Origin of the sequence: Nocardioides speluncae (assembly GCF_003121585.1) — a bacterium.
Taxonomy (GTDB): domain Bacteria; phylum Actinomycetota; class Actinomycetes; order Propionibacteriales; family Nocardioidaceae; genus Nocardioides; species Nocardioides speluncae.
The window spans coordinates 558,005-579,355 of sequence record NZ_QEOO01000016.1; the positions used below are offsets into that span (position 1 = coordinate 558,005).

20 protein-coding genes are annotated in these 21,351 nt (G+C 68.1%); 13 read left to right on the forward strand and 7 right to left on the reverse strand.

Translation table 11 applies throughout. The features are described from left to right. Positions 1-14: 14 nt before the first annotated feature. From DDV73_RS10090 to DDV73_RS10105, 4 genes are all read right to left on the reverse strand, one after another. Positions 15-878, reverse strand: coding sequence for an aminoglycoside phosphotransferase family protein (locus DDV73_RS10090; RefSeq protein WP_109507093.1), 864 nt, complete (start codon positions 876-878; stop codon positions 15-17). Then, positions 875-2,164 carry a helix-turn-helix transcriptional regulator gene (locus DDV73_RS10095; RefSeq protein WP_161962346.1) on the reverse strand — a complete coding sequence of 430 codons (1,290 nt, stop codon included), beginning with the start codon at positions 2,162-2,164 and terminating at the stop codon, positions 875-877. Before DDV73_RS10095 ends, DDV73_RS10090 begins: the two co-directional genes overlap by 4 nt. 285 nt (positions 2,165-2,449) lie before the next feature. Beyond that, positions 2,450-3,178 carry a creatininase family protein gene (locus DDV73_RS10100; RefSeq protein WP_109507095.1) on the reverse strand — a complete coding sequence of 243 codons (729 nt, stop codon included), beginning with the start codon at positions 3,176-3,178 and terminating at the stop codon, positions 2,450-2,452. Beyond that, the gene (locus tag DDV73_RS10105) at positions 3,175-4,392 is read right to left on the reverse strand and encodes a helix-turn-helix domain-containing protein (RefSeq protein ID WP_154402694.1); all 1,218 of its coding nucleotides are present in this window, start codon (positions 4,390-4,392) and stop codon (positions 3,175-3,177) included. The genes DDV73_RS10100 and DDV73_RS10105 overlap by 4 nt, the downstream gene beginning before the upstream one ends. Positions 4,393-4,927: 535 nt before the next feature. On the opposite strand from DDV73_RS10105, the gene DDV73_RS10115 reads away from it, so the two are divergent. The 13 genes from DDV73_RS10115 (at position 4,928) to DDV73_RS27865 (ending at position 17,315) form a co-directional block, all read left to right on the forward strand. Then, positions 4,928-5,446, forward strand: coding sequence for a hypothetical protein (locus DDV73_RS10115; RefSeq protein WP_161962347.1), 519 nt, complete (start codon positions 4,928-4,930; stop codon positions 5,444-5,446). Next, on the forward strand, positions 5,443-5,820 hold the full coding sequence (locus DDV73_RS10120; protein WP_154402696.1) for a hypothetical protein: 378 nt from the start codon (positions 5,443-5,445) through the stop codon (positions 5,818-5,820). Before DDV73_RS10115 ends, DDV73_RS10120 begins: the two co-directional genes overlap by 4 nt. Continuing rightward, entirely contained in the window at positions 5,817-6,026 is a 210-nt protein-coding gene (locus DDV73_RS28410) for a hypothetical protein (RefSeq protein WP_109507100.1), read from the forward strand. The genes DDV73_RS10120 and DDV73_RS28410 overlap by 4 nt, the downstream gene beginning before the upstream one ends. A gap of 89 nt (positions 6,027-6,115) precedes the next feature. Continuing rightward, on the forward strand, positions 6,116-6,364 hold the full coding sequence (locus tag DDV73_RS10130; RefSeq protein WP_109507101.1) for a hypothetical protein: 249 nt from the start codon (positions 6,116-6,118) through the stop codon (positions 6,362-6,364). 134 nt (positions 6,365-6,498) lie between these two features. Then, positions 6,499-6,924 carry a WhiB family transcriptional regulator gene (locus DDV73_RS10135; protein WP_154402697.1) on the forward strand — a complete coding sequence of 142 codons (426 nt, stop codon included), beginning with the start codon at positions 6,499-6,501 and terminating at the stop codon, positions 6,922-6,924. Continuing rightward, positions 6,921-7,688 carry an FxLD family lanthipeptide gene (locus tag DDV73_RS28685; RefSeq protein ID WP_206050791.1) on the forward strand — a complete coding sequence of 256 codons (768 nt, stop codon included), beginning with the start codon at positions 6,921-6,923 and terminating at the stop codon, positions 7,686-7,688. Before DDV73_RS10135 ends, DDV73_RS28685 begins: the two co-directional genes overlap by 4 nt. Positions 7,689-7,789: 101 nt before the next feature. Next, on the forward strand, positions 7,790-10,885 hold the full coding sequence (locus DDV73_RS10145) for a lantibiotic dehydratase (RefSeq protein WP_206050792.1): 3,096 nt from the start codon (positions 7,790-7,792) through the stop codon (positions 10,883-10,885). Then, positions 10,885-12,153, forward strand: a complete 1,269-nt coding sequence (locus tag DDV73_RS10150; RefSeq protein ID WP_109507103.1) for a lanthionine synthetase C family protein — start codon at positions 10,885-10,887, stop codon at positions 12,151-12,153. The genes DDV73_RS10145 and DDV73_RS10150 overlap by 1 nt, the downstream gene beginning before the upstream one ends. Before the next feature lie 34 nt (positions 12,154-12,187). Beyond that, the gene (fxlM, locus tag DDV73_RS10155; protein ID WP_206050793.1) at positions 12,188-14,356 is read left to right on the forward strand and encodes a methyltransferase, FxLD system; all 2,169 of its coding nucleotides are present in this window, start codon (positions 12,188-12,190) and stop codon (positions 14,354-14,356) included. 437 nt (positions 14,357-14,793) lie between these two features. Next, entirely contained in the window at positions 14,794-15,591 is a 798-nt protein-coding gene (locus tag DDV73_RS10160) for a hypothetical protein (RefSeq protein WP_206050794.1), read from the forward strand. Positions 15,592-15,670: 79 nt separating this feature from the next. Beyond that, on the forward strand, positions 15,671-15,889 hold the full coding sequence (locus DDV73_RS10165; RefSeq protein ID WP_109507105.1) for a hypothetical protein: 219 nt from the start codon (positions 15,671-15,673) through the stop codon (positions 15,887-15,889). Between the two features lie 180 nt (positions 15,890-16,069). Next, positions 16,070-16,945, forward strand: coding sequence for an aminoglycoside phosphotransferase family protein (locus DDV73_RS10170; RefSeq protein ID WP_240617211.1), 876 nt, complete (start codon positions 16,070-16,072; stop codon positions 16,943-16,945). Between the two features lie 205 nt (positions 16,946-17,150). Further along, entirely contained in the window at positions 17,151-17,315 is a 165-nt protein-coding gene (locus DDV73_RS27865) for a hypothetical protein (RefSeq protein ID WP_154402698.1), read from the forward strand. Positions 17,316-17,453: 138 nt separating this feature from the next. Here DDV73_RS27865 and DDV73_RS10175 read toward each other — a convergent pair whose 3' ends face one another. The 3 genes from DDV73_RS10175 to DDV73_RS10185 form a co-directional block, all read right to left on the reverse strand. Next, the gene (locus DDV73_RS10175; RefSeq protein WP_154402699.1) at positions 17,454-17,717 is read right to left on the reverse strand and encodes a hypothetical protein; all 264 of its coding nucleotides are present in this window, start codon (positions 17,715-17,717) and stop codon (positions 17,454-17,456) included. A gap of 167 nt (positions 17,718-17,884) precedes the next feature. After that, on the reverse strand, positions 17,885-20,137 hold the full coding sequence (locus tag DDV73_RS28690) for a hypothetical protein (protein ID WP_109507108.1): 2,253 nt from the start codon (positions 20,135-20,137) through the stop codon (positions 17,885-17,887). Then, entirely contained in the window at positions 20,125-20,610 is a 486-nt protein-coding gene (locus DDV73_RS10185; RefSeq protein WP_154402700.1) for a hypothetical protein, read from the reverse strand. The genes DDV73_RS28690 and DDV73_RS10185 overlap by 13 nt, the downstream gene beginning before the upstream one ends. Between the last annotated feature and the right edge of the window lie 741 nt (positions 20,611-21,351).

The following is a 21,351-nucleotide window of genomic DNA, read 5'->3' on the forward strand; positions in this document are numbered from 1 at the left end:
GAACTCGCCCCCTCCTAGTGTGCGGTCCATCGCGTGCGGCGGTCAGCGTTCCTCAACGTGTCGACACGGAGGCGCAGCTCTCTGGCCGCTGTCTGCGAGCCGCGGTCCGCCGCGCGGATGAACCCTGTGAGTGTGTGGAGGTCCCGGATCGAGGTGAGGACCTCCAAGCCCGGCGAGTCCTTGAGGTCGTGACCGTAGGCGGTCGCGAACTCGTCTAGATCGGCCTGCGATCTTCCGAACCTGACGCTCTGGTAGGTGTTTGCCAGGTCGAGCTCACGCGGCCCGATCGCGACGTCGTCCCAGTCTCCGAGGACGACGGTGTCGCCGGCCCAGAGCAGGTTGCCCTGATAGGCGTCTCCGTGGATGAGGCCGAAGCCGAGCTGCGAGTCGAACGCGTCGTAGGCGCCGACAAGGTGGGCATGCCGCTCCAGCAGCCACTTCTGGTCCGCGGCATCGAGGGCAGTGCTCGCCGCGACCAGTGTGTCGAAACCATCGAGGGGCAGGTAGGTAGGCAACCGCTCGGGTGGTTCCGGGACGTGGTGCAGGGAGCGCAGGATCGCGCCGAGCGCCGCAATCGGAGGCTGCGGGCTGTGTTGCGGCAGGTAGGGCCAGAAGGTGATCACGAACTCATCGATTGCGACCGGATGTGAGAGGTCGGCCGGCACGGTGACCGGGACGCCGTGCTCGGCGAGCCAGCCCGTGATACGGACCACGCGCTCGGCTACCTCAACCGCAGCGGGGTCGTCGCGTACCCGCGCAACCAGATGTTCGGCAGGCAGCAGAAAGACAGAGCTGGCGTGGTCACGAAGTGACCTCGCCTCGGTCGGGTCGAGGTTGAGTGATCGGGCGACACGGTCCAGGGCGTTGGCGGCGCTCACGGCAGGGAGGGTATCGGCCTACCTGGGTGGACTTGAAACTCTGTGAGTGCCGCATTCAGGTCTGCAGCCGGGCGGCTGGACCCAATGGGGTGGTCGGCGAGGATGCCTTGGGTACGGCGCGCAGCGACTGACAGTTGCTCGATCCGCTGATCGGGTGGAAGTGCTAGAAGCGGCGCGGCCGCCTCGGCGGCGCCATCAACATCGCCGGCCGCGACACGGGAGTTGACGACGTCGAGACGGGCGAGTGCCTCGTCCCCGTACGAGCGTTCATGGGCCGGTCCGCTCTCGTAGGCGGCGATCGCTGCGGTGGCATGGTGTTCGGCGGCTTCGTGGTCGCCGAGCAGCCCGAGTGTGCTGCCGATGTAGTACTGCTGCTTGGCGGCGGGAAAGCTGAGGATGCCACCCAGATCGACGATCTCGTCGGTGTCGTTGGCGGCCTCCTGCGCGCGGAACAGGTCGCTGAGGGCCGCACGAGCCCGGTCGGCGTCACCCGCTCGCGCCGCCGATCGGCCCTCGATCGCCGCGAGGCGGATTCGGGACTGTGTCGAGCAAGCAAGGCGGGCACCGGCGGCTGCCAGGTCGGCGGCGCGAGGCGTCTGGGCGGTCCACTCGTGCAATAGCGCGCCTGTGCCGTGCGACCAGGCGCGCAGCGCGTCGTAGCCGGATAGGTCGGCGCACACGTAGGCGCTGCGCAGCTGCGCGAATGCTGCGCGGCTGTTGCCGAGATTCTGCGAGGCGTGGGCCAACATCAGGAGGGACACCCCGCCCATGACGTACAGGTCTCGGCTCTCAGCAGGTCGGCGGCGGTCCTCCAGCATCGCGAATATTTGGTCCCGTGCTTCGACGAGGTCACGGACCAGTAACCCAACCGGTGTGTGGACGTAGTCGACCGCGAGGCGCCCCAGCTCCATTCGCAGGCTCTCAATTAACGCGGAGTCACTGCGTAGGTCTCCCGCCTGTGCGGCAAGTCCGAGCGACTGTCCAGCGGCTTGGTCTGCAAGCTCGTGGAGATCCTCGTGCGAGAGCGCAGCATGAAGGGTCGAGGCGCTGCGGCCGGGCAGCCGGAACCAGAGAAGCTCTGGGGGGACGCTGAACAGCTGCGCGAGTTCGATGAGCTTGCTCAGGTCCTGCAGCGGCTCGCCATTTTCCATTCTGCTCAGGTATGCCTGACTGATCCCAAGCCAGCCGGCCACGATCGCTTGCGAGAGTGGTGCACCGTGCCAGGGATGGGTGCGGTACGCCGCGATTACCTTGCCGATGTGCCAATCGTCGAGTGCGGCTCGCATCGCCGGGTCCGACCAGAAGTGCCGTGGGACCGTCGGCGGGCCATTCACCAGTGCTCGGGACGCGCCGCGGCAAGCTCCGCACAGGCTCCCTGCGTTGTCGCGCGCCAAGCGGGTGCCACAGCGGCACGTGCGGGTCCGAGGTTCACCCATCGTCAAGCTGGTACCCCCGTCGTGATTCGGCGAGCGCCTGGGATCGCCTGGCAAATCAGGATAGGCCCGACAATAGTTCCGTGCACCGACAATCTGGTCGGTGTGCGCAGCGGGGGGCCAGCACCGCTGTTGTTCCTACGCCAGCGGGTTCGCGCTAGGGAGGAGCAGGTCGAGGAATCCGGCGAACTGTTCCGTGAGGCTGTTCAGGACGGCATGGCCCTTCGCGGGCGTGGCGAGTGATGGCCGGCCGATGACGCCGCTGGTGCTGTACCCGCCAACACCGAGGACGAGTAGATGCGGTCGGTGGTCCGCGGTGTGGTCGGCTGTTAGGTAGCTGTCGCGTACGACGTCGGGGGCGATGCCTAGCAGCATGCTCGTCTCGAGTTCGCCGGCGTGCATGTCCGATGAGTTGCTTGTCGAGATGCCCGCAGCAGCGCGGGCGGTCGTCCACTCGTCACGTCCTGGATAGAGCGCCATGCACGGTGCTTCGGACTCGGCGTTGCCCTGCTGAACAATGTTCGAGAGCACGTAGTTGCCCCCATGGCCGTTGACCAGCACGAGTCGTTCGATCCCGCTCAGCGCCAAGGACCTGCGGATGTCCTGGACGATGAGCGTGAGGGTGGTCGCGCTAATGCTGACTGTTCCGGGCCAGGCGGCGTGCTCGTGAGAGCACGAGATCGTGATGGGTGGGAGGAGCAGCAGCTCGTGGGCATCCGCGACTCGCTGTGCGACCGCGCTGGCGATCATGGTGTCGGTCGCCAGCGGTAGGTGATCGCCGTGTTGCTCGAAACTTCCGATCGGCAGAACTGCTGTTCCGCTGCTCGCCCGCGAGTTCGCCGTGGTCGCAGATGTGATCCAGGTCAAAGGATGCTGCTCCTTGTTTGTGCCGCGTCGGATCGTCCGGCGCGGATCGAATCGATATCCCTGCCTACCTCTAGGCCGAGATCCTTCATGCCGTTGGTCGCCATGGCGCGTTGCGCGTCGCGCAGCTCGCGGATCGTTCGCGCTGACTTGGTCTCCGAGGCGATGATGAGGGCGCCCTCGGCCGCTTCGTGCGCGTGGTCTCTGTCGCCGACCACGGAATAGGCGGTCGCAGCCCGTGCAAGGCAGAGGCCAAGATCTCGACGGAACTCGGGCCGCCAGTCGGCCAGCCCACGCTCGAGCGCGTCGATGGCCGGCTCAGGTCTGCCCAGCCGCACGAGGCACGTGGCCGACTCCATCTCCAGGTAAGAGGGCGTGCAGTATCCGGTCAGATCGTCCGCCTCCTCTGCGCCGGATGTCGAGGCGATGTGGGCCTGTTCCAAGCCTCGATCGATGGCGTCTTTCGTCGCCGACAGATTCTGGAGCAGGGTGTGCCCGGAGGCTTGCTGTCGCAAGATCAGTGCCCGCAGCCCTGGAGTCAGCCTCTCCCAATGCTGCAGCGCGGATGAGGCGAATCCGAGCGCACGTGCGCCATCGCGGCCATCGCTGGCGATGTTGGAATGCCGCATCAGCGCATAGGCGACCAGGGTGGGATCGCCGAGCTCGTGGCCGTACCTGAGCGCTCGGTCCGTGTAGCTTGTCGCCGCCTGAAGGTCCCCTGCGTCTTGGAACAGCCAGCCGACGAACTCTGACACTCGCGCCGCGGTTTGCAGAAGGTCACGCCGCACTTGGCCCGCGGTGTTGGGGAGTAGTCGCTCCACGTGGGTTAGGTGCGTGGGCACCGCGCCGAGCAGTGGTTTGGGGCCGGTTAGGTTGTCGGTCGCTGAGTAGCCGGGCAGCAGTGACCGGATCTGAGCGGCGACCTGGGGCTCTACGCGCTGCACAAGCAGCGCTGGAGCCAATGTCCTTCTGCGCGATGCATTGAGCGGTGTCCGAGCCGACAGTGGAGGAACCCGAAACCAGAGGAAATCCTCAGGAACCTTCAGTGCACGCGCCCACCCGATCAGCCGCGGCAGGTCTGTGATCTTCGCGCGTCCGGTCTCCAGGCGGCTGAGGTGACCTTGGCTGACGCTTCCCCATCGAGCGATCCGCTCCTGCGGGAGCGGCTGGTCACCATGCCACGGATGTCGGCGATACTCACGGATCACCAGTCCCATGTCGGTGTCCGCGAGGGCAGCGGCCAGCGGCTGATGATCCCAAAAGTCTGCCGGCGGATCCGGTGCGTCCCCGCCTCGTTGAGAGCGGCGGCACGGACCGCACATGCCGGTTCGGTTATCGCGAGCAAGGCCCGCGCCGCAACGACACCGCTGCGGCAGCGCTCGCGCAGATCGCCCGGTAGCCACCCGAACAGGCTATTGCCCGCCCGCCGGGTCGGCGAAGTTCTATGCCTCTGACGCATATCGCTCATACCTAGCTTGGTATGCGCCGGCCACCGACTCGCTTGCAGGGTTGGGGCATGGTCCTGAATCGGTCAGTTCGTCCCGTCGCCCTGACGCGCTGTGTTCGCATCTGGTTCGGGTCGCATGTGGTCGCGGAGTACGAGGCTGCGCCTCAGCTGGCGGCTCGTTACGAGGACGCCATGCGTCGTCGGTTCGCCGGGCTTCGAGTGACCAATGAAGAGATCGCTGGCGACCACGCTGCGCGCGACACGATCCAGCCGCTACCCAGTGAGCGACTGTGGGAGCTGACGCCATGAGCACGAGTCGCCACGCTGTCGACGGCGCACGACCGGTCGCGTTGGGCTACATCCGCGAGGACGCGCCGATGAGCGACACCGAGGTGGCCGAGGCGACGCACGCGATGGCTGCGTACGCCGAGGGCGAGGGCTATGCACTCGGCACCGTCTACGTCGAACGAGTCGACCGAACGCCGGAAGCCTTCGAGGCGCTGCTTGCCAGCGCCATCGGAGAGGCAGCGGTCGCGGTGATCGTGACTGGCCCACACCGGGTCGTGGCGATCGGCGCGGCCTCGACGGTCCGCACCCAGTGCCCGCTTGACGGACCATCCATCCCTCAAACCGGCGAGGCGGGCGCGCTGACTACCACGCGGCTGCGGGTGAGAACCGACGCCCGTCTCGCCGTTCCAACCGGGAGCCCCCGGCCCGGCGGCCCCACCTCCATTCATGGGGCCGGGGCAGGGGCACGGACCGGGGGCTCCCTTCCCCAGATCGATCTCAAGGTCGCAGCTCCCTGGAAGGAGCCCCAGACGTGAGGGCCGCACGAGCGACGACGGATCGGGCAGCAGACGCCGCTGCCGCGGCTGCTCTGCCCACGCGTCACCAGGCCTACGAGCCGGTGCTCGGCTATGTCCGCGCCGACAGCCGAACCACCGATCGCGATCTCGCGCAGTCGGTGTCGGATCTGGCGGTGTTCGTAGCCGGCGCAGGGCGTGAGCTGAGCACGGTGATCGTGGAGTGGACCGATGACGCGCGGGCTGCGTTCGACGCCGCAGCCGCCGAGCTGACTGAGTTCGCAGAGTTCGCCGGGCTCACCGGGACCGCGGCAGCCCATCCGATCGTTCGGTCCGAGTGGCCGGCGGGCCGGGTACCGGTGCTGATGGCGTGTACTCCTGCGGGGCGGCCATGACCATCCAACGTCGGCGCGGCGCTGACCGCGCCATCCACGTCCCAGACCCGCACGCTGAGCCGGCGCGTCAGGTGCGCGTGTGGTTCGGGCAACAGGTCGTTATCAGGTACGAAGGCAACCCGGCCGACGCCGCGCACTATGAGGCCACGATGCGCCGCCGGTTCACCGCTGGCCGGGTGACCAATGAGGCGGTGCCAAGCCGATGAGCGCATCAACGAACCGGAACGGATCCAACGGCCTACCCGGTGGCGGACCGGGCAATCGAGCCGACCGCCGCGGAGCGCCTCGCACGTTCGTGTTGATCCGCCACCAGGACCCCAGCGGGATCAGCGGCACCGGTGAGGTCGCCGAGGGAGTGGTGTGGTCCGACGGTTCGGTCTCGCTGCGCTGGCACGGCGAGCACGCCGCCACCACCTTCTGGGAGGGCGGGCTCTCGGCGCTCCTGCACGTCCACGGCCACAGCGGCGCCACCGAGGTCGTGTACCTGCCTCCCGGCCAAGACTCGAAGAGGGACGGACCCGAGTCTTTCCCCTGCAGGTGGTGACCACCTGCCCCACAGACGGCGGAGCGGGCGTGCTGACACCCCATCCCGACAGCGAAGTCCGCGTCCGCTCCGCCTTGCCAGCCGACCACCAGATGCCCACCGACCTACTACCTGGAGTGGTGAACAGCCCCGTCATGACGACATCGAGCCGGATGCTGAGCCCGAGCGAGGAGATCGCTGCCACGGACGTGGTTGCTGCGCGCGGGCTGTGTGCCCGCGAGGAGGCCAACCCGGACCACTGGCTGCCGAACATCGTGGACCGGCCACCAAACCCGGATCGGCTTCGGCGGGCACGGGCGCGCGCCGATCGGCAGTGCCGCGTGGGAGCCGAGAACGGAAAGGCGCAGTGCCCCGCGCGTACGGCGTGCCTGCTCCTGGCGGTCGGTCGCGGCGAGAAGCACGGCATCTGGGGCGGACTGATCCCGGCCGACCTGACCGCTCTGGCCAAGGACCCTGAGCAGCTCGAGGCGTTGCTGAATGATTATCGGGCCGATGACGTCGAGGCGGATGGGTCGGTCGGGCCTCAGGACACCGGCGGGTCCGAGAGGGCCAGCGCATGATCACCGGGACTGGCCAGGCCGTCTACCGGACGGCTTGCAACCAGGATGGTCGCCGCGAATGGCAGCTCATCATCGCCGCGCGTGCGGCGCTCGACGCGCACGCGGTCTTCGAGGCCACCCACGACACCGAACCGCACTCGCTCATCCAGGATCTGGTGTGGACGCGCTGGTATCACGAGGTCCACCTGCCCGCCCACCACACGTGGCAGGCAGCCCTCGACTGCCTTCAGATCCTCCTTGGCGACCAGTTCCCTGGCCGTGATGGCTCGGGCTGGTTCACCCTGTACCTGCAGACCCTGATCGCCGCTGGGCCGCCGACTGCGAGCCGGCAGTTGACCCGGGGGGACCTCTACCAGCCGACACGAAACCTGCCTGCGCTGTACCGGTCTGCGCCCACCGTAACTGCGGCACGTATGCACGTCCGCGCGTCGCGTAGGAGCCCCGGCGCTGGCCGCTGGCCGGGCGCGCTGCACGGCGGTTCTGGCGGCGAGGTCAGCCGCCCCCTGAGCCGGTGTTCCGGCTGTTGTCCGCTGCGCCCAAAGGGGCGGATCGCGGGCCGACAACCGGTCGTTCCTTCGAGCAACCGAGAGGAGGTACCCATGGATGTGAATTTCAACAGCATGCTGACCCAGCCAGGTCTCGCATCGGGCGGCTTCGACCTGGACGTTTCCCTGCTGGAGATCTCTGACACCGCCGGCTTGGTGAACATCACCGACGACAACTGCGGCAGCACCTGCGGCGCGTGTACCACGGGCGTCGCCTAGCGGCGCCCACGCTCTGGGTCGGCCGATGTCGCTGCGGCGAGCTGCAGCGACATCGGCCCGGCCTTCGGTCAGGTTGTCCTACTTCTAGGGAAGGCAAAAGGGTGTCAGCAAACGTCGCTGCGTTCCGATCGGGCAAGACCGCACTGCTACGTGCTGTTGCCCGTCCCGAACTGGATCTGCCGGCCTGGCCTGCCCTGGCCAGCGATACCCCCGATATCGCCGGTGCGGCCGTGCAGCTCAGCTGGTTGGGCCAGGTGTGGCAGCGCACTGAGATCGTCGAGGAGTTGAGCCTCGCCAGCCCGGGCCTAGCACGGAAGGTCCAGGCCCTGACCACGGCTACGAACCCCTCACCACGCGACGTCCGCCGCGCGGGCTTGTCGGTGTGCCGATATCTGCTGCGTGCGCAGCATCGAGCCACACCGTTCGGGCTGTTCGCCGGAGTGGCTGCCGCCAGGTTCGGCTCACACGCTCGAGTTGAGTGGGGGACTGGTCACCAGCCTGTCGTGGCCGCATCCGCAGAGTGGCTCACGGCCGTGATCGCGAAGATCGAGACCTGCCCTGAGGCGCTCGCACACGTTCTTGTGATGACCAACAGCTGCCTGATGGTGCGCGGAGACCGGCTGATCGTGCCCTACCAGTCCCATCACCCCCGGTCGATGGACAAGCGGTCCGCCGCGGCGGAGGTGTCGATGGCCTACACCGCTCCGCTCCGAGCGGCTGTCACGGCGGCGACGGCGCCGATTCGCCTGGGTGATCTGGAAGACCGGATCCGCGCAGACTTTCCCGATGCATCCGAGTCGAGGGTCAGCGGGCTGCTCGCAGAGCTGGTTTCGCGCCGGGTCCTGATCAGTGCGCTTCATGCGCCCGCGACCCAGACCGACTCGCTGGCACATCTGATCGAGCATCTGCCCCCGGACAGCCCCGACAGTCCGCTGCCCGGGTTGGTCGGCAAGTTGCGGTCGATTCACACAGCGATGGCGGAGTGCAGCACGCGCACCGGTGACGAAGCCCGTCAGGCTCGACACGAGCTGGTAGCGAAGATGCACTCTGTGAGCGAGGTCGAGCAACACCCGCTCGCGGTCGACTTGCGACTCGATGCTGACGTCGTCCTCCCCGAAGAGGTCGCGCGGGAGGCCGAGCGCGCCGCGCTTGCGTTGGCCCGTGTGAGTGCGGCGCCCTACGGCGCAGCGGCGTGGAAGTCGTATCACCAGCGGTTCTACGAGCGCTTCGGAATCGGGTCGATGGTCCCGGTCCTCGACGTCGTTGCTGACAGCGGAATCGGCTACCCCGACGGCTATCCCGGGTCGACGGCTCCGCAGCGTCGCGCGCCGTTGTCGAGCCGCGACGAGACCCTGCTGCGGCTCGCGCAGAAAGCCGTCCTCGACGGTCGCCAGGAAGTAGTCCTGGACGAGGAGCTGATCGAGTCGCTGCAGACCGGACCTGACCCGGTCCGGCTTCCACCGCACCTCGAGGTTGGCGTGCGTGTGAACGCCGCCAGTATCGAGGCGCTGCAGCAGGGCAGCTTTGGGCTCGAGATTGTGAGCGTGTCGCGCGGCGCCGGGGTAGGAAGTGGCCGGTTCCAGCGAGTACTGAACCCGACCGACCGCGCCGACATGGCTGCCGAGCTGGCCAATTTGCCGGGAGCGGACGACAACACGGTGACCGCGCAACTGTCGTTCCCGCCGTTACAGCCCAACACCGCACACGTGGCCCGAGCTCCCCAGATGCTTCCTCTGACGATCAGCCTGGAGGAGCACCGTGGCGCTGATGACCGGACGCTGACCCTCGACGATCTGGCGGTGGGCTGCGACGGCCGGCGGATGTATCTGGCCGCACCTCGGCGTGGCCACCGGGTCGAGGCCGTCGCCATGCACGCGCTGAACCTGCGTACCCACACCCCGCCGGTAGCGAGACTCCTCATCGAACTGAGCCGTGCCCAGTGCACGGCGGTGACGATGTTCGACTGGGGAGCAGCCAGGACACTGCCGTTCCTCCCGCGTGTGCGATACGGACGATCGGTCCTTTCACCTGCGCGCTGGCGACTGGAACCGACAGATCTCCCCGGAACGTCGGCGCCGCAGACCGAGTGGGACGACGCACTCGGCCAGTGGCGAGCCAGCCGGCGGACGCCGCAGCACGTGTACCTGACCGAAGGGGATCGCCTGCTGGCTCTGGACCTGGATCAGCCCGGGCATCGAGTGTTGCTCAGGGAGCACCTCAACAACGCGGCGGCCGTGCTGACCGAGGCGTCCGCACAGGCGGGCTGGTGCGAGGGCCGGGCGCACGAAGTCGTGATCCCAATGAGGGCGGTCGAGCCGCCACCGTGGCCGCGGCTTCCGCGACCGACCGCGGCCAGAGTCATTGGTCGCGACCAGGGCCAAGTGCCGGCCACCTCCCGCGTGCTGCTGGCAAGCCTGTACGGCGACATCCGCCGCCAAGACACCCTCCTGGCCCGCCACCTGCCCGACCTCCTCGACGAGCTTGGACAACCACCTTGGTGGTTCGTGCGGTTCCGTGACCCGGACCAGCACCTTCGCGTAAGAATCGCGCTACCCGATCCGGAAGCCTTCGGCGAGGTCGCCGCCACGATCAGCAGATGGTCAAAACAACTGCACCACGCAGGTCTGCTGCGTGAGGTCCGCTACTCCACCTCGTACCCGGAGACCGGCCGGTGGGGCGCAGAACGAGCATGGAACGCGGCCGAGGACGTGTTCGGTGCTGACTCGCGCGCGCTGCTCACACAACTGCGACAGCCCGCGACACCGCATCGACGTGCGCTGGTCGCCGCGCACAGCGTCGCCATTGCGTGCACCTTTGCCGGCAGCGTCACCGCCGGCATGCAATGGCTCATCGACAACATCCCGGCAACGGCACCCGAGCCGCTTCCCCGTGAGCAGTTCAGCCAGGCCGTCCAGGCTGCCAACCCCAACGACAATAGGGCAGCGTTGCGTGCTCTGCCCGGTGGCGCCGCGATCGTGCAGGCGTGGGCCGGCCGCGACGCCGCCCTCGTTCACTACCGCGACCTGCTGCCAGGCGCAGACGAAGGAATCGATCCCGACGACGTCCTGGGATCACTGCTGCACGTCCACTTCGTGCGCGCTGTCGCCGTCGACTTCGCCGAAGAAGCGATCTGCCTCTACCTGGCCCGCGCAGCCGCGCTCGCCTGGACGGCCCGCACCAACGGCAGGCCCGAGTGATGCCGCATCCCGCCGCCCGCCTAGCCGAAGTGATCGCCGACCAGCTGGCACATCCCGACACCGTCCCAGGCAACGCCTCCCGCGCGCCAGGGTGGCGGCAGTCACTGGCCCACGGCATCCCCGGGATCGCCTTGCTGCACGTCGAGCTCGCCGCCACCGGGCGTCGACCCTGGCAGCGTGCCCACGACTGGATCACCGCCTCGGCACGCGGTGGCCTGACCAGCGGCGCCGACAGCCACCCCTTCTACGGGGCTCCGGCCTTCGCGCACGCCGCTGCCAGCGCTGCCGATCAGCTACCGGACTCCTACCAGCGTGCCCATGACAAGGTCGCCGCCAGCGTCGCTGGCGACGTCAGAACCCGGCTGTCGGCTGCTCACCGGCGCATCGACCGCGGACGGCTGGTGACACTGGCCGAGTTCGACGCCCTACGCGGGCTGACCGGCTACGGCACTCACCTGCTGCGGCGCCACCCAGACAGCGAGGAACTCCGCGCGGTACTGGAGTACCTGGTCCGCCTCACCGCACCGATCACCGACGGCTCCGAAGTGCTCCCCGGCTGGTGGACACCCACCGGGCCTTCCGGACGCCCAGACGACCGCTTCCGTGGCGGCCACGCCAACAATGGCATCGCCCACGGCATCACCGGCGTGCTGAGCCTGCTGTCGTCGGCAACCTTGCGAGCCCAGGTAGTCGATGGACAAGTCGACGCCATGAAGACGATCTGCGCATGGCTGGACCGCTGGCGCGCCGGAACCGCTAGCGACCCTGCCTGGCCGTATCTGCTGACCCGGTCCGAGCTTCGCCGCGGCCGTCGGCGCACTTCTCCGCCGCTGCGCCCTTCGTGGTGCTACGGCACCGCCGGAACTGGCAGGGCCCAGCAGCTCGCAGGCCTGGCCCTGGGCGACACGCGCCGCCAGCACGCGGCCGAGACGGCAGTCATCGAGGCTTTGACCGATCCAGCCCAGCTCGCGGCAGTGACCGACCGCTCCCTGTGCCACGGGTACGCGGGCCTTGCGTACGTGGCCACCCGAATGGCCGACGACGCGGGCCCAGCCACCGCTCACCGACTGCGTCAGCTGTTGCCGACCCTGCTCGACGCCGTCGCACCGCCCGATAGTGACCACCAGACCATCACCGCGACCCTCATCGCGGACCCGCAGGCCGGACCCGGACTGCTGGACGGCGCGGCCGGCATTGCCCTGTGCGTCCTGGCCGCCAGCCGCGGCGCCAACCCCAGATCCGGCTGGGACACCTGCCTACTCGTCTGATGACCACCTCGTCCGAGATCACCAAGGAGGACCGATGCCACCCAGCCAGATGCCATCCAGCCAGCTGCCACTCAGCCACTGGAAGCAGGCCACCATCAGCTTCCCCGACAGAGCAACCGCGGATCGCATCATCGCCGACGTCATCGCCCCGGCCCTGATCGCCGCGACCACCGAGGGACATCTCCACGGTTGGTGGTACCTGAACAAGCAGCCCTGGCGCCTTCGCTACCTTGCCGCCACCAACCCCACCACAGACCTCATTGGCGACCTCATTTGCGATCCCACCGGTCTCGACGAACTCCTCGACGGCCTGGCGGCCACCGGACGGATCACAGGCTGGTCCCGCAGCATCTACGAGCCCGAAACCTACGCCTTCGGTGGCGAAGCGGCCATGGCTGCGGCCCACACCCTCTTCCATCACGACAGCCGTCACCTACTCACCTACGACCACGCGCTGGGAGCCAAGGAGACCATGGTGCTGCTCAGCAGCGCCATGATGCGGGCGGCCGGACTGGACACCTACGAACAAGGCGACGTCTGGCACAAGGTCACAGAGCTACGTCCACCGCCAACCGCCGTCTCGACGTGCCGTGCCGCAGACCTGAGCGCAGCGATGCGCCGGCTGATGAGGATCGACGCCCGCGGACTGTGCCGACCCGGCAATCCGCTCGCCGGACACCACGCCTGGGTGACCGCGTTCGAGAAGGCCGGAACAACCCTGGGTGAGCTGGCCAGCAGCGGCCACCTGACCAGAGGCCTCCGGGCCGTCACAGCACATCATCTGATCTTCCACGCCAACCGCGCGGGACTGTCCCTAGCGGATCAAAGCACCATGTCAGCACTAGCGAGAGAAGCAATCATGGGAACCAACCACAGCGACGTGTCCTCGGTCCGAGCAGACAGCGGGACCACTAGCGTCGGCCGGGTGAACAGCGACACGACCAGAGACACGACGAGTGACACGACGAGTGACACGGCCAGTGAGAGCACTGCCGACAGCCTGCGCCAAGCCCTGGTCGACAAGGTGGTAGCCGAGGGCCGTGTTCGCACGCCTGCCATCAAACAAGCCATGCAGACCGTGCCCCGGCACCTGTTCGTACCCGGAGCGTCCCTCGAACAGGCCTACGCCAACTCGACGGTCGACATCAAGCACGCCGACGACGGAGCATCGATCAGCTGCGCCTCACAACCGGGCATCGTCGGCCTGATGCTCGAACAGCTCCAGGTCGAGCCCGGTCACAACGTCCTCGAGCTCGGCGCAGGCACCGGCTACAACGCCGGACTGCTCGCCCACCTGACCGGACCCAGCGGTCACGTCACCACGATCGACGTCGACGACGACCTTGTCACCAACGCCCGCGCACACCTGTCCGCCGCCGGAACCGACAACGTCACCGTCGTGCAGAGCGACGGCGCGCTCGGCTATCCCGATGCCGGCCCGTACGACCGGATCATCGCCACGGTCGGTGCCCACGGTGTCCCGCATGCGTGGCTTGACCAGCTCGCCCCTGGTGGCCGGCTGCTGGTGCCGCAACGCCTTCGTGGCGGCGTGTCCCGCTCGATCAGCTACGAGCACCACAACGGCGCGTGGGTCTCGGTCGGTAGTGAGATGAACACCTTCATGCCACTGCGCGACGGCGTCGCCGACGACCACCGTCACCTGATCCCGCTTGCGGCCAACGGCTCTGTGCACCTGCGCACCCACAGCGAGCAGACAATCGATCCCGATGCCCTCGACGGCGTCGTCGACCAGCCCCGCACCGTGACCTGGGCCGAGGTCTATTACCAGGCCATGGAGTCGCCGGAGTGGATGGAGCTGTGGCTGACGTGCACCCTGCCCGACGGCCTCAACCGGATGCCGTTCAGCAGCGACGCCGTCGGCACGGCCCTGGTCGACCAGCCCTACTCCAGTTCCACCGCAGTGGTCGACAAGGGCGCTCTCACCTACCTCACCCGGCGCCTGTCAGATCGGCGCACTGCCGACGGTGGAAAGCTGTGGGAGTTCGGAGTGGTCGCGCACGGTCCTGGCAGCGACGACCTGGCGCGGCGCGTCACCGAGTCAATGCAGACCTGGGACCGCGACTACCGCGGCCGCGAAGCCCGATTCGAGCTCACCGCGCTCGATACCGCGCCACCCACCCCGGCTGCTGGCCGCTTCAGCTTCGCCACTCCACTGAACCGACTGGTCATCGACTGGCAATAGGCCACCGCACAGGCGAAGCACCACCGGCTCCAATCGCCCGGCCAACACCCGGTGCCGGGAACCGGTGGTGCCGCAAACCCTTGCAGCAGTTTGGCTCCACCGCGAGGAGACACATGGACACCCTCACCTCGGACCCCCTCGGCCCGACAGTTCAACGCTTCCCACTCATTCCACGGTCACGGCCGGCCTGCTTACCTCTCCGACGCCGTGTTGCCGATCTCTCCGACCTCGCGGCATCAGCGCAGCGCGGCGATGTATCCCCGGGAACGGCCTCGAGCGTCTTCAACCAGGCGGCCCTCTTGGCATCCGACCTGGACGTGCCACAGCTTGCGCGGGAATGGTGTCACCGGCACGCGAACCTCTACCTGAGCCCCGGTGAGCCTCTATCCGGCATGGACGCGATCCGAGGCCTTGAACCCTTGGTCAACCTGGCCCGATTGCACATCCGAGCGAACCGCGGCGACCAGGGATACGACATCCTGATCGGCCTCTACGACGCCGTTTCATCCGGCACCCGAGCCACCGTCGACGGCGTCATGGTGCCGGATGACCTGACCGCCACCTCGGTCGACCGTGACGAGGTACGCCAATGGCTCTGGCGGGTCATCCTCGCCGACGGTGCCCGCGCGCTGATCGCCGCCGGCCACTGGTCCAAAGCCCTGGCCCACGTGCAGCGTCACCAAGGAGTCGGCGAACGCATGCTTGACGGCCGACAAGTCACCGTCATCGCCCACGCGATCGCGGGCCGTCACCACTTGGCCCGCCAGATGCTCGACACGACCCAACCTGGCGAGCCGTGGGAGAACGCCGTGACCGCCAGCCTCCACCTACACGTGGCCGACAGCGTCCCAGCCGACCTGGCAACCGCTGCGCTCACCGCCCACCATGCGCTAGGACCCGGCCAGACCGGACTCGCCGTCTTCCGTACGCGGTTGGGTCTCACTCTGATCGACGGCCTCGGCGCCGACAACCCCGACTACGGACAGCTCGTCAAGCATCTGCTCCGCGACGCCGCCAACGACGGCTACGCGGCCCGAGATGTCCTCGCTCACCCCGGATGTCTCGGCCGAGCCACCGCGCAGCAGGTCGACTGCCTCACCGAACTCGTTGCCTCCTGCGGCCTTCGCAGCCGAAGCCTGACCCAAGAACTCCGCGCCACGCTCGACCGTGCACTCGACACCGCCGAGGCAGTGATCACCCAACAGGTCCACACACAACCACAGCAACTGGCATAGCCCAGGCAGGCGAGCCCGCTCACCCGTCGGCCCGGCATGCCGCCTCCACCGTCCCGGCCACCACGCACGAGAGGAACCGATGAACCTGCCGCACCCGCCGATGGCCGACATCGCCAGCGTCGACCGGCCCAAGGTTGGCGCTACGGCTCGCGCCGACACCAGCGCCGACGTACTCCGCGAGCAGATGCTCGAGCAGATCACCGCAGCCGGTTACGTACGGTCCGCCGCAGTCGAGTCGGTCATGCGTTCGGTGCGATGGCATCGGTTCGTACTCGAGGCGAGCGTTGCGAACGCCTAAACCGCCAGTTCCCGGTCATCACCAAGCATGGCGGCGATGGAGCCGCAATGAGCTCAGCGTCGGCGCCCACGATCGTCGCGATGATGCTGGACCAGCGAGGCGATAGGCATGCCGAGGCACTGGAGGACCAGGTTGCCCAGTAATGACGCGCTCGCCGTTCCCACCGACATGCTCACTGCTTTGCGCATCGCGCGGATCGCCGGTCCCGATGCACTGATGACCGCGCACCAGGAGTATGGGCTGCGGTCCCTTGGCGGTGGCCGCAACAACGACGTCCTCGCCTGGGCCAAGGGCGACACATCGATCTGCATCAAGCTGTACAAGAACCACGACCGGCAGCGCGTCGAACGTGAGTGGCTCGGCCTGACGCATGCCGCCGGCTTGCGATGCGCACCGAAACCGCTGTGGCTCGACGAGCACCCGCAACAGCCGGCCCTCGGGATGACGCTTCTGCCAGGTTCTCCGATTCTCGACGCCGTTGACCCAGCCCCGGCCATGAAGTCCCTGGCCGAGACCACCTGCGCTCTGCAAGCCCTACCGCTTACCGCACCGCTGGCCGATCTGGAGCGGGTCGACTCCATCACTCACTACGTCACCCGGCTCACCGAGGTCTGGCCCCGCCAGCTCACCGACGCTGCCGAGGATCCCCAGACGCCGAACATGCTCGCGCTACTGCGCTGCTGGGAGGTCAGCGGCGACGCCGAGCTGCTCGCGGAACCGGCAGAGCCGGTCTTCTCCCGCGGTGACGCGAACTTGCTCAACTGGCTCCACGACGGGTCGAACACCTACGTCACGGACTTCGAGTTCAGCGGATACTCCGACGTAGCTGTCGATGCCGCCGACCACGTCGAGCACATCAGCGCCCGGGCCGTTTCCGACGAAACCTGGAACAGCGCCGAGGCCGTCCTAGGCGTCACCCCAGGCAACCGCGCGCGGTTCGATGCTGCCAGGCGCACCATCGCATTACGCTGGCTCGCCGTCTTATGGAAGCAGCGCACCGCGCGGGTCGAGGAGTTCACCGCCCAGTTCGAGCGGGTTCGAGCCCTCCAGGCGTGAGCCACTAACACCAGGCGGAGGTTGTCGAGACCACATTCCGCCTGTCCTGCCCAGCGTCCGCTTGAGGTTGGACCGTACTGGCCGCCGCCGACATGTCAGCGTGGGTAACCCCACCCTCGGTTCACATGGGCACCGCGTGGCGGGACGGCTTCATGGTGAGATGGGACTGGCGTACGTCGATGCCGGCCGGACGAGAGGACGCAGGGTGAACGAAGACACCTCGGGACGTCGGTGCCCGGCCTGCAATGGTGACGGCTGGGTCAGCGGCGAGATCAAGGCCCCGCCGGGCATCGCCGGCAGCGCCCCGCAGCCGTTCGGCTGCGAGGAATGCGACGGGTCGGGCAGGTTCGCGGACCGGCCGCCGGTATAGCCGACACTCCTGCGTGAGGTCCGTTTTCGTAGGACCTGGTCTCGGCCCCTGCAGGCTCCTGTGGCGGGAGGCCCCGCCTGCGCCAAGCACGGACCACCAGGCAGGTCAGCGCGTAGCGCGGGCACGCGCCATCGGCCCTCACCACACGACCTTCACCTGTCCCTTCGACCAACTGCCACCAAACATTGCTCGCTCGAACCCGCAGCGTGCGAGCGCCTCATCGAGCTGGGCGTCAGTGAGTCGCACTTCGGGATGTTCGCGGTACTGAGCCGATGCGGCCGTGACGACGCCGGCTCGCCGGCGCCTCGGCCCCCGGATCAAGAGCACCTCGACGACTTCGACCGGGCCGACCCCGTCAAGGGCGCCACCGTCAGGGGCTGCGATCACGACCGGGATCTCCATCGAAGCACTGTAGGTCTCGAGATCCTCCGCGATCCGGGTCTGCGCTATGTACCGCACCGCGAAACCCTAACGCTGCCACGCGGTGTCGATGCTCACCGGCGCCATCCCCTACCAACCTGCACCGGTGTCAGATCCCACACCGGCAGACGGCGTCCACTCCCACCGTCCTAGCCGCGGAGCTGACGCTCGGCCTGCTGCTGGAACTCCAGGCCCGCTTCCAGCTGTCGATCGATGACTGCGATGCCTTCCTTGAGGACCTCGGCCTGATCGTCAACGGAGGCCTCCGAGACATACTGAGCGATCAGGTCGTGACTTTCGAGCACGAGGGACCAGTAGCCCCGCATCGTGACCCATCCGGCCGGGGCGTCGTCGCGGGCCGCCTGGATGAACGCCTCGGAGTCGTCCGCAGCGAAGAGGAAGTCGGCAAGACGTACGCCGAGGTCGTCGAAGGCAGCTCGAAGCGTCTTGAGTGTGGCCTCTTGCGTGGCCTGTTGCGCGATGCGGGCCTGGTCGGCGTCGAACGCCGCGCGGCCGGTCTCGGTCTCGAACCACGAGTTCAGAGCAAGGGCAGCCCGCAGCTCCACGCCGGCGGTGCGCATCGCCGCGATGTCGCCGAGCCACTGGCCGTAATCCTCATCCCCGACCCACTTCACTTTGAGCAGCGCCAGGCGCTGCTCGTGGGTGAGGCCGACAACGGGATCCGGCTTGGGGTCCGGCTTCGGCTCAGGCGCCTGCGCCGGTGCCTGCGCCTGCGCCGGTGCCGGTGCGGGTGCGGGTGCGGGTGCGGGTGCGGGTGAGGGTGAGGTAGGAACCGGTTTCGGGGCTGGCGTCGGGGCCGGTGTCGAGGCCGGTGCCGGGGCCGACGCCCAGTGGGACCGCACCGCCACGAGAACCCGCGCTTCCTCGGCGCTCAGGGCGGTGGCTCCGTTGTCGATCTCCTCGCGGGCCTGCGCGATCTGCGCGATCAGGTCTTCGGACATGGCTTCGGAACGCATCACGTCGCGGTCCAGTGCGCCTGCACCGTCGACCACGGCGAGGGTGTAGAGCTCGGCGTCGGTCGCCAGGTCGGTGGTCAGCACGGCCTCAGGGTCGGCGATCTCGCGGTGAGCTCTCCCGATCAGCTCCACGCGAACCGGGTGCCCGGGGGTGGACACCGCGGCGGCGTACTCGGCGGCGGCCGTCTTCTCGACGGCCTGCGCCGCGGCCTCGGTGGCGTCCATCTCGTGGACCGTCGACCGCAGCTCGGTGACGGCCTCGGCCCCGAGCGCCTCGATCGTCCTCGCAGGGCCGCCGACGGATCGCCGGTACGGCTGCCACTCACCCTGTGCGACAAGCTCCAGCTGCTCGCCGAGACCCTGGTCGGAGTACCTCTCGCCGAGCTGCTTGCCCGTCAGCGGCTTCGCGCGGTCCGGCAGCTCGTACGATCGGAGCCGGACGGTGCCATCCTTGCGACGGGCCAGCTTCAGCCTGATCCCGGCCGAAGACCGCACCTGTTCGGCGAGGAGCTCCTTGCGCTCGCTGACCGAAAGCCGTGCCACCTTCGCGGGGTCCTGTGCCAGGTTGTCCAGCCCGGTCTCGACGGCCCACCGCGTGTAGTCCTGGTCGGAGACCTCCCCGCGCTCGCGGGAGTGGTGGTCGTGCTGGGTGTGACGCACGGCCTTGGCTTCGGGGCTCCGCGGTGCCGGGAGCACCTGAGGCCCCAGACCGCGCGCCGCGCCATCGGTGTCGAGGAACAGGTCACTGCGCTCGCGGATCCGGTCGATGTCGGTGAGCGGACCGGCTGTGCGCATGCCCGGCTCGTAGACACGACCCTCCAGCTTCATTGCCGTGTGGATGGTGCAGTTCTCCATCACGTGAACGTGGAACTTCCCGCCCTCACCCTGCTCGATGGCACGCTGGCTTCCTGTGGCGTCGCCATGAGCGACGAACTTCGCCTGCACGCCCGGGCGCTGGTTGGTCCAGTGGGCCACCACCCACTCGAACGCCTTCTGCGTGGCCTCAGGATCGTCGGGTTGCACCTCGTGCAGGCCGAACGAAACGACGATGTGGTTGACCTCGGATCGCTTCACCTGAGCGACCTCGGGCTCGATGCGCACGTGGGTGGCAGCCTCGCCAGCCTTGGCGGCACGCCAGTTCTTGCCGACCTTGATGTGGGTGGGCCCGCCACCGCCGGCCGCTTGCTCGGTACCGCCGGCCCGCGGGTGCCCGGGCTCGACGTAGGTCGCGGGCACGGTCCGCATCGCGTTGTGCTGGCCGTGTTCGACCCGTAACGCCTTGAACTCGGCCTTGGCGGTCTCCGGGCGGCAGCGCTGGCCGTACACGTAGAGAACGCGAGGCAGGCCGCTGCCGGGCTTCTCGCGCCCGAGATAGTCGTCCAGGTTCCTGGCGCTGTCGGACTTGATGATCTTCACGGTCGGCATGCACGCACCACCGCCTCGACGTGCGCGTCCTGCTCGGCGAGCTCGACCAGGTGGTCCAGCCCCGATGCCACACGCCGTTCGACGTGCTGGACCGCCTCGACCGGGATCACGCCCAGACGGCCGAACCTCACCTGCTGATGGCCCAGCTTCACCAGCTCGTTGTTCTGGGTGCCGATGGCCCGCAACTGCTTGGCCATCTCGTTGTACGCGCGCGTCCTGGCGTCGAGCGCAGCCAGCACCGCAGCCACGTCGTCGGGCGAGATCTGACGGCCCGAATCATCTCCGGTAGACCCGCCGGTAGACCCGTCGGCTTCGCCAAGGCGGTCGATGAGCCTCCGGACAGCCGCCGACCTCGTCGGCAGGGCAGGCTCCTCGGCCCGGACTTCGTCCAGCCGATCCGCCTGCTCGGGCGTCAAACGCGCCGCCACGACGGCGCTCTTCGCCGCCCGCACCTGCTCCTTCGCTGCGCTCATCCTCAGAAACACCCGCCTCGGTTCGCCAACATCGATTCACGAGAATCCGCTTCGCGGCCCTCGTTTCATCGGTTGAGAAATAACCGATCGGGTTAGGTCCAAAATACAGCCGTACCCCAAGAAAGAAGCAGGGGTACGGCGAGACAGCAAGCAATCCTCCCCGTAAACATCGCTCGCTCCGCTCGCCCGTCGATGGGGAGGTGCTTGCCAGGGGGCTCCGCCCCCATGGACCCCGGACAAGGCATGAGAGCGTGGACCCCGCGCCGGAGCTCGGCCGGGCGCAGGCGACCCGCGGCCCGGAGCGGATCGCAGGTGTTAATCCACCCGGCGAGAGCGGAGCGAAGACCAGCCAACGCCGTTGTCGGCGCTATCCCGGTCTGGCTGTGGAGCAGGGTGCCGAGCCCGCCGCGTGCCCCGGGCTCGTGTCCAGCGGGGGCGCCGGTGAGCCCCAAGCGCGCCCTCGAAGGGAATCGGGAGAGACGCGGAAGCGCCTTGCGATGGACGCGAGAGAGGCCACACCCGCGTCCCCTTCGTGTCCGAGACACACGTGAGACCAATTTGAACACCTGGAAGGGCTCGTGTGTGTCCATCGCGGGTCGCTTGGGTGCGCCACGAGCGTCTCATTCGCGTCCCACACGTGTGCCCTGCGCTACGTCGTGGCCACGTATCGCTGAGGTGGAGGCCAGATTGGGGCGGATCGAAGTGACGCCCACCCCGGGCCGGCTGCGAGCAGCCGCGTTC

What these genes read in the sequence shown, in the direction of transcription:
- DDV73_RS10150 (WP_109507103.1), top strand. Translation starts at nt 10,885, where the DNA reads ATGCCGCATCCCGCCGCCCGCCTAGCCGAAGTGATCGCCGACCAGCTG.
- DDV73_RS28410 (WP_109507100.1), top strand. Translation starts at nt 5,817, where the DNA reads ATGACCATCCAACGTCGGCGCGGCGCTGACCGCGCCATCCACGTCCCA.
- DDV73_RS10175 (WP_154402699.1), bottom strand. Translation starts at nt 17,717, where the DNA reads ATGGAGATCCCGGTCGTGATCGCAGCCCCTGACGGTGGCGCCCTTGAC.
- DDV73_RS10095 (WP_161962346.1), bottom strand. Translation starts at nt 2,164, where the DNA reads ATGCGAGCCGCACTCGACGATTGGCACATCGGCAAGGTAATCGCGGCG.
- DDV73_RS10165 (WP_109507105.1), top strand. Translation starts at nt 15,671, where the DNA reads ATGAACCTGCCGCACCCGCCGATGGCCGACATCGCCAGCGTCGACCGG.
- DDV73_RS10105 (WP_154402694.1), bottom strand. Translation starts at nt 4,392, where the DNA reads ATGGGACTGGTGATCCGTGAGTATCGCCGACATCCGTGGCATGGTGAC.
- DDV73_RS28690 (WP_109507108.1), bottom strand. Translation starts at nt 20,137, where the DNA reads ATGCCGACCGTGAAGATCATCAAGTCCGACAGCGCCAGGAACCTGGAC.
- fxlM (WP_206050793.1), top strand. Translation starts at nt 12,188, where the DNA reads ATGCCACCCAGCCAGATGCCATCCAGCCAGCTGCCACTCAGCCACTGG.
- DDV73_RS28685 (WP_206050791.1), top strand. Translation starts at nt 6,921, where the DNA reads ATGATCACCGGGACTGGCCAGGCCGTCTACCGGACGGCTTGCAACCAG.
- DDV73_RS10115 (WP_161962347.1), top strand. Translation starts at nt 4,928, where the DNA reads ATGAGCACGAGTCGCCACGCTGTCGACGGCGCACGACCGGTCGCGTTG.
- DDV73_RS10185 (WP_154402700.1), bottom strand. Translation starts at nt 20,610, where the DNA reads ATGAGCGCAGCGAAGGAGCAGGTGCGGGCGGCGAAGAGCGCCGTCGTG.
- DDV73_RS10135 (WP_154402697.1), top strand. Translation starts at nt 6,499, where the DNA reads ATGACGACATCGAGCCGGATGCTGAGCCCGAGCGAGGAGATCGCTGCC.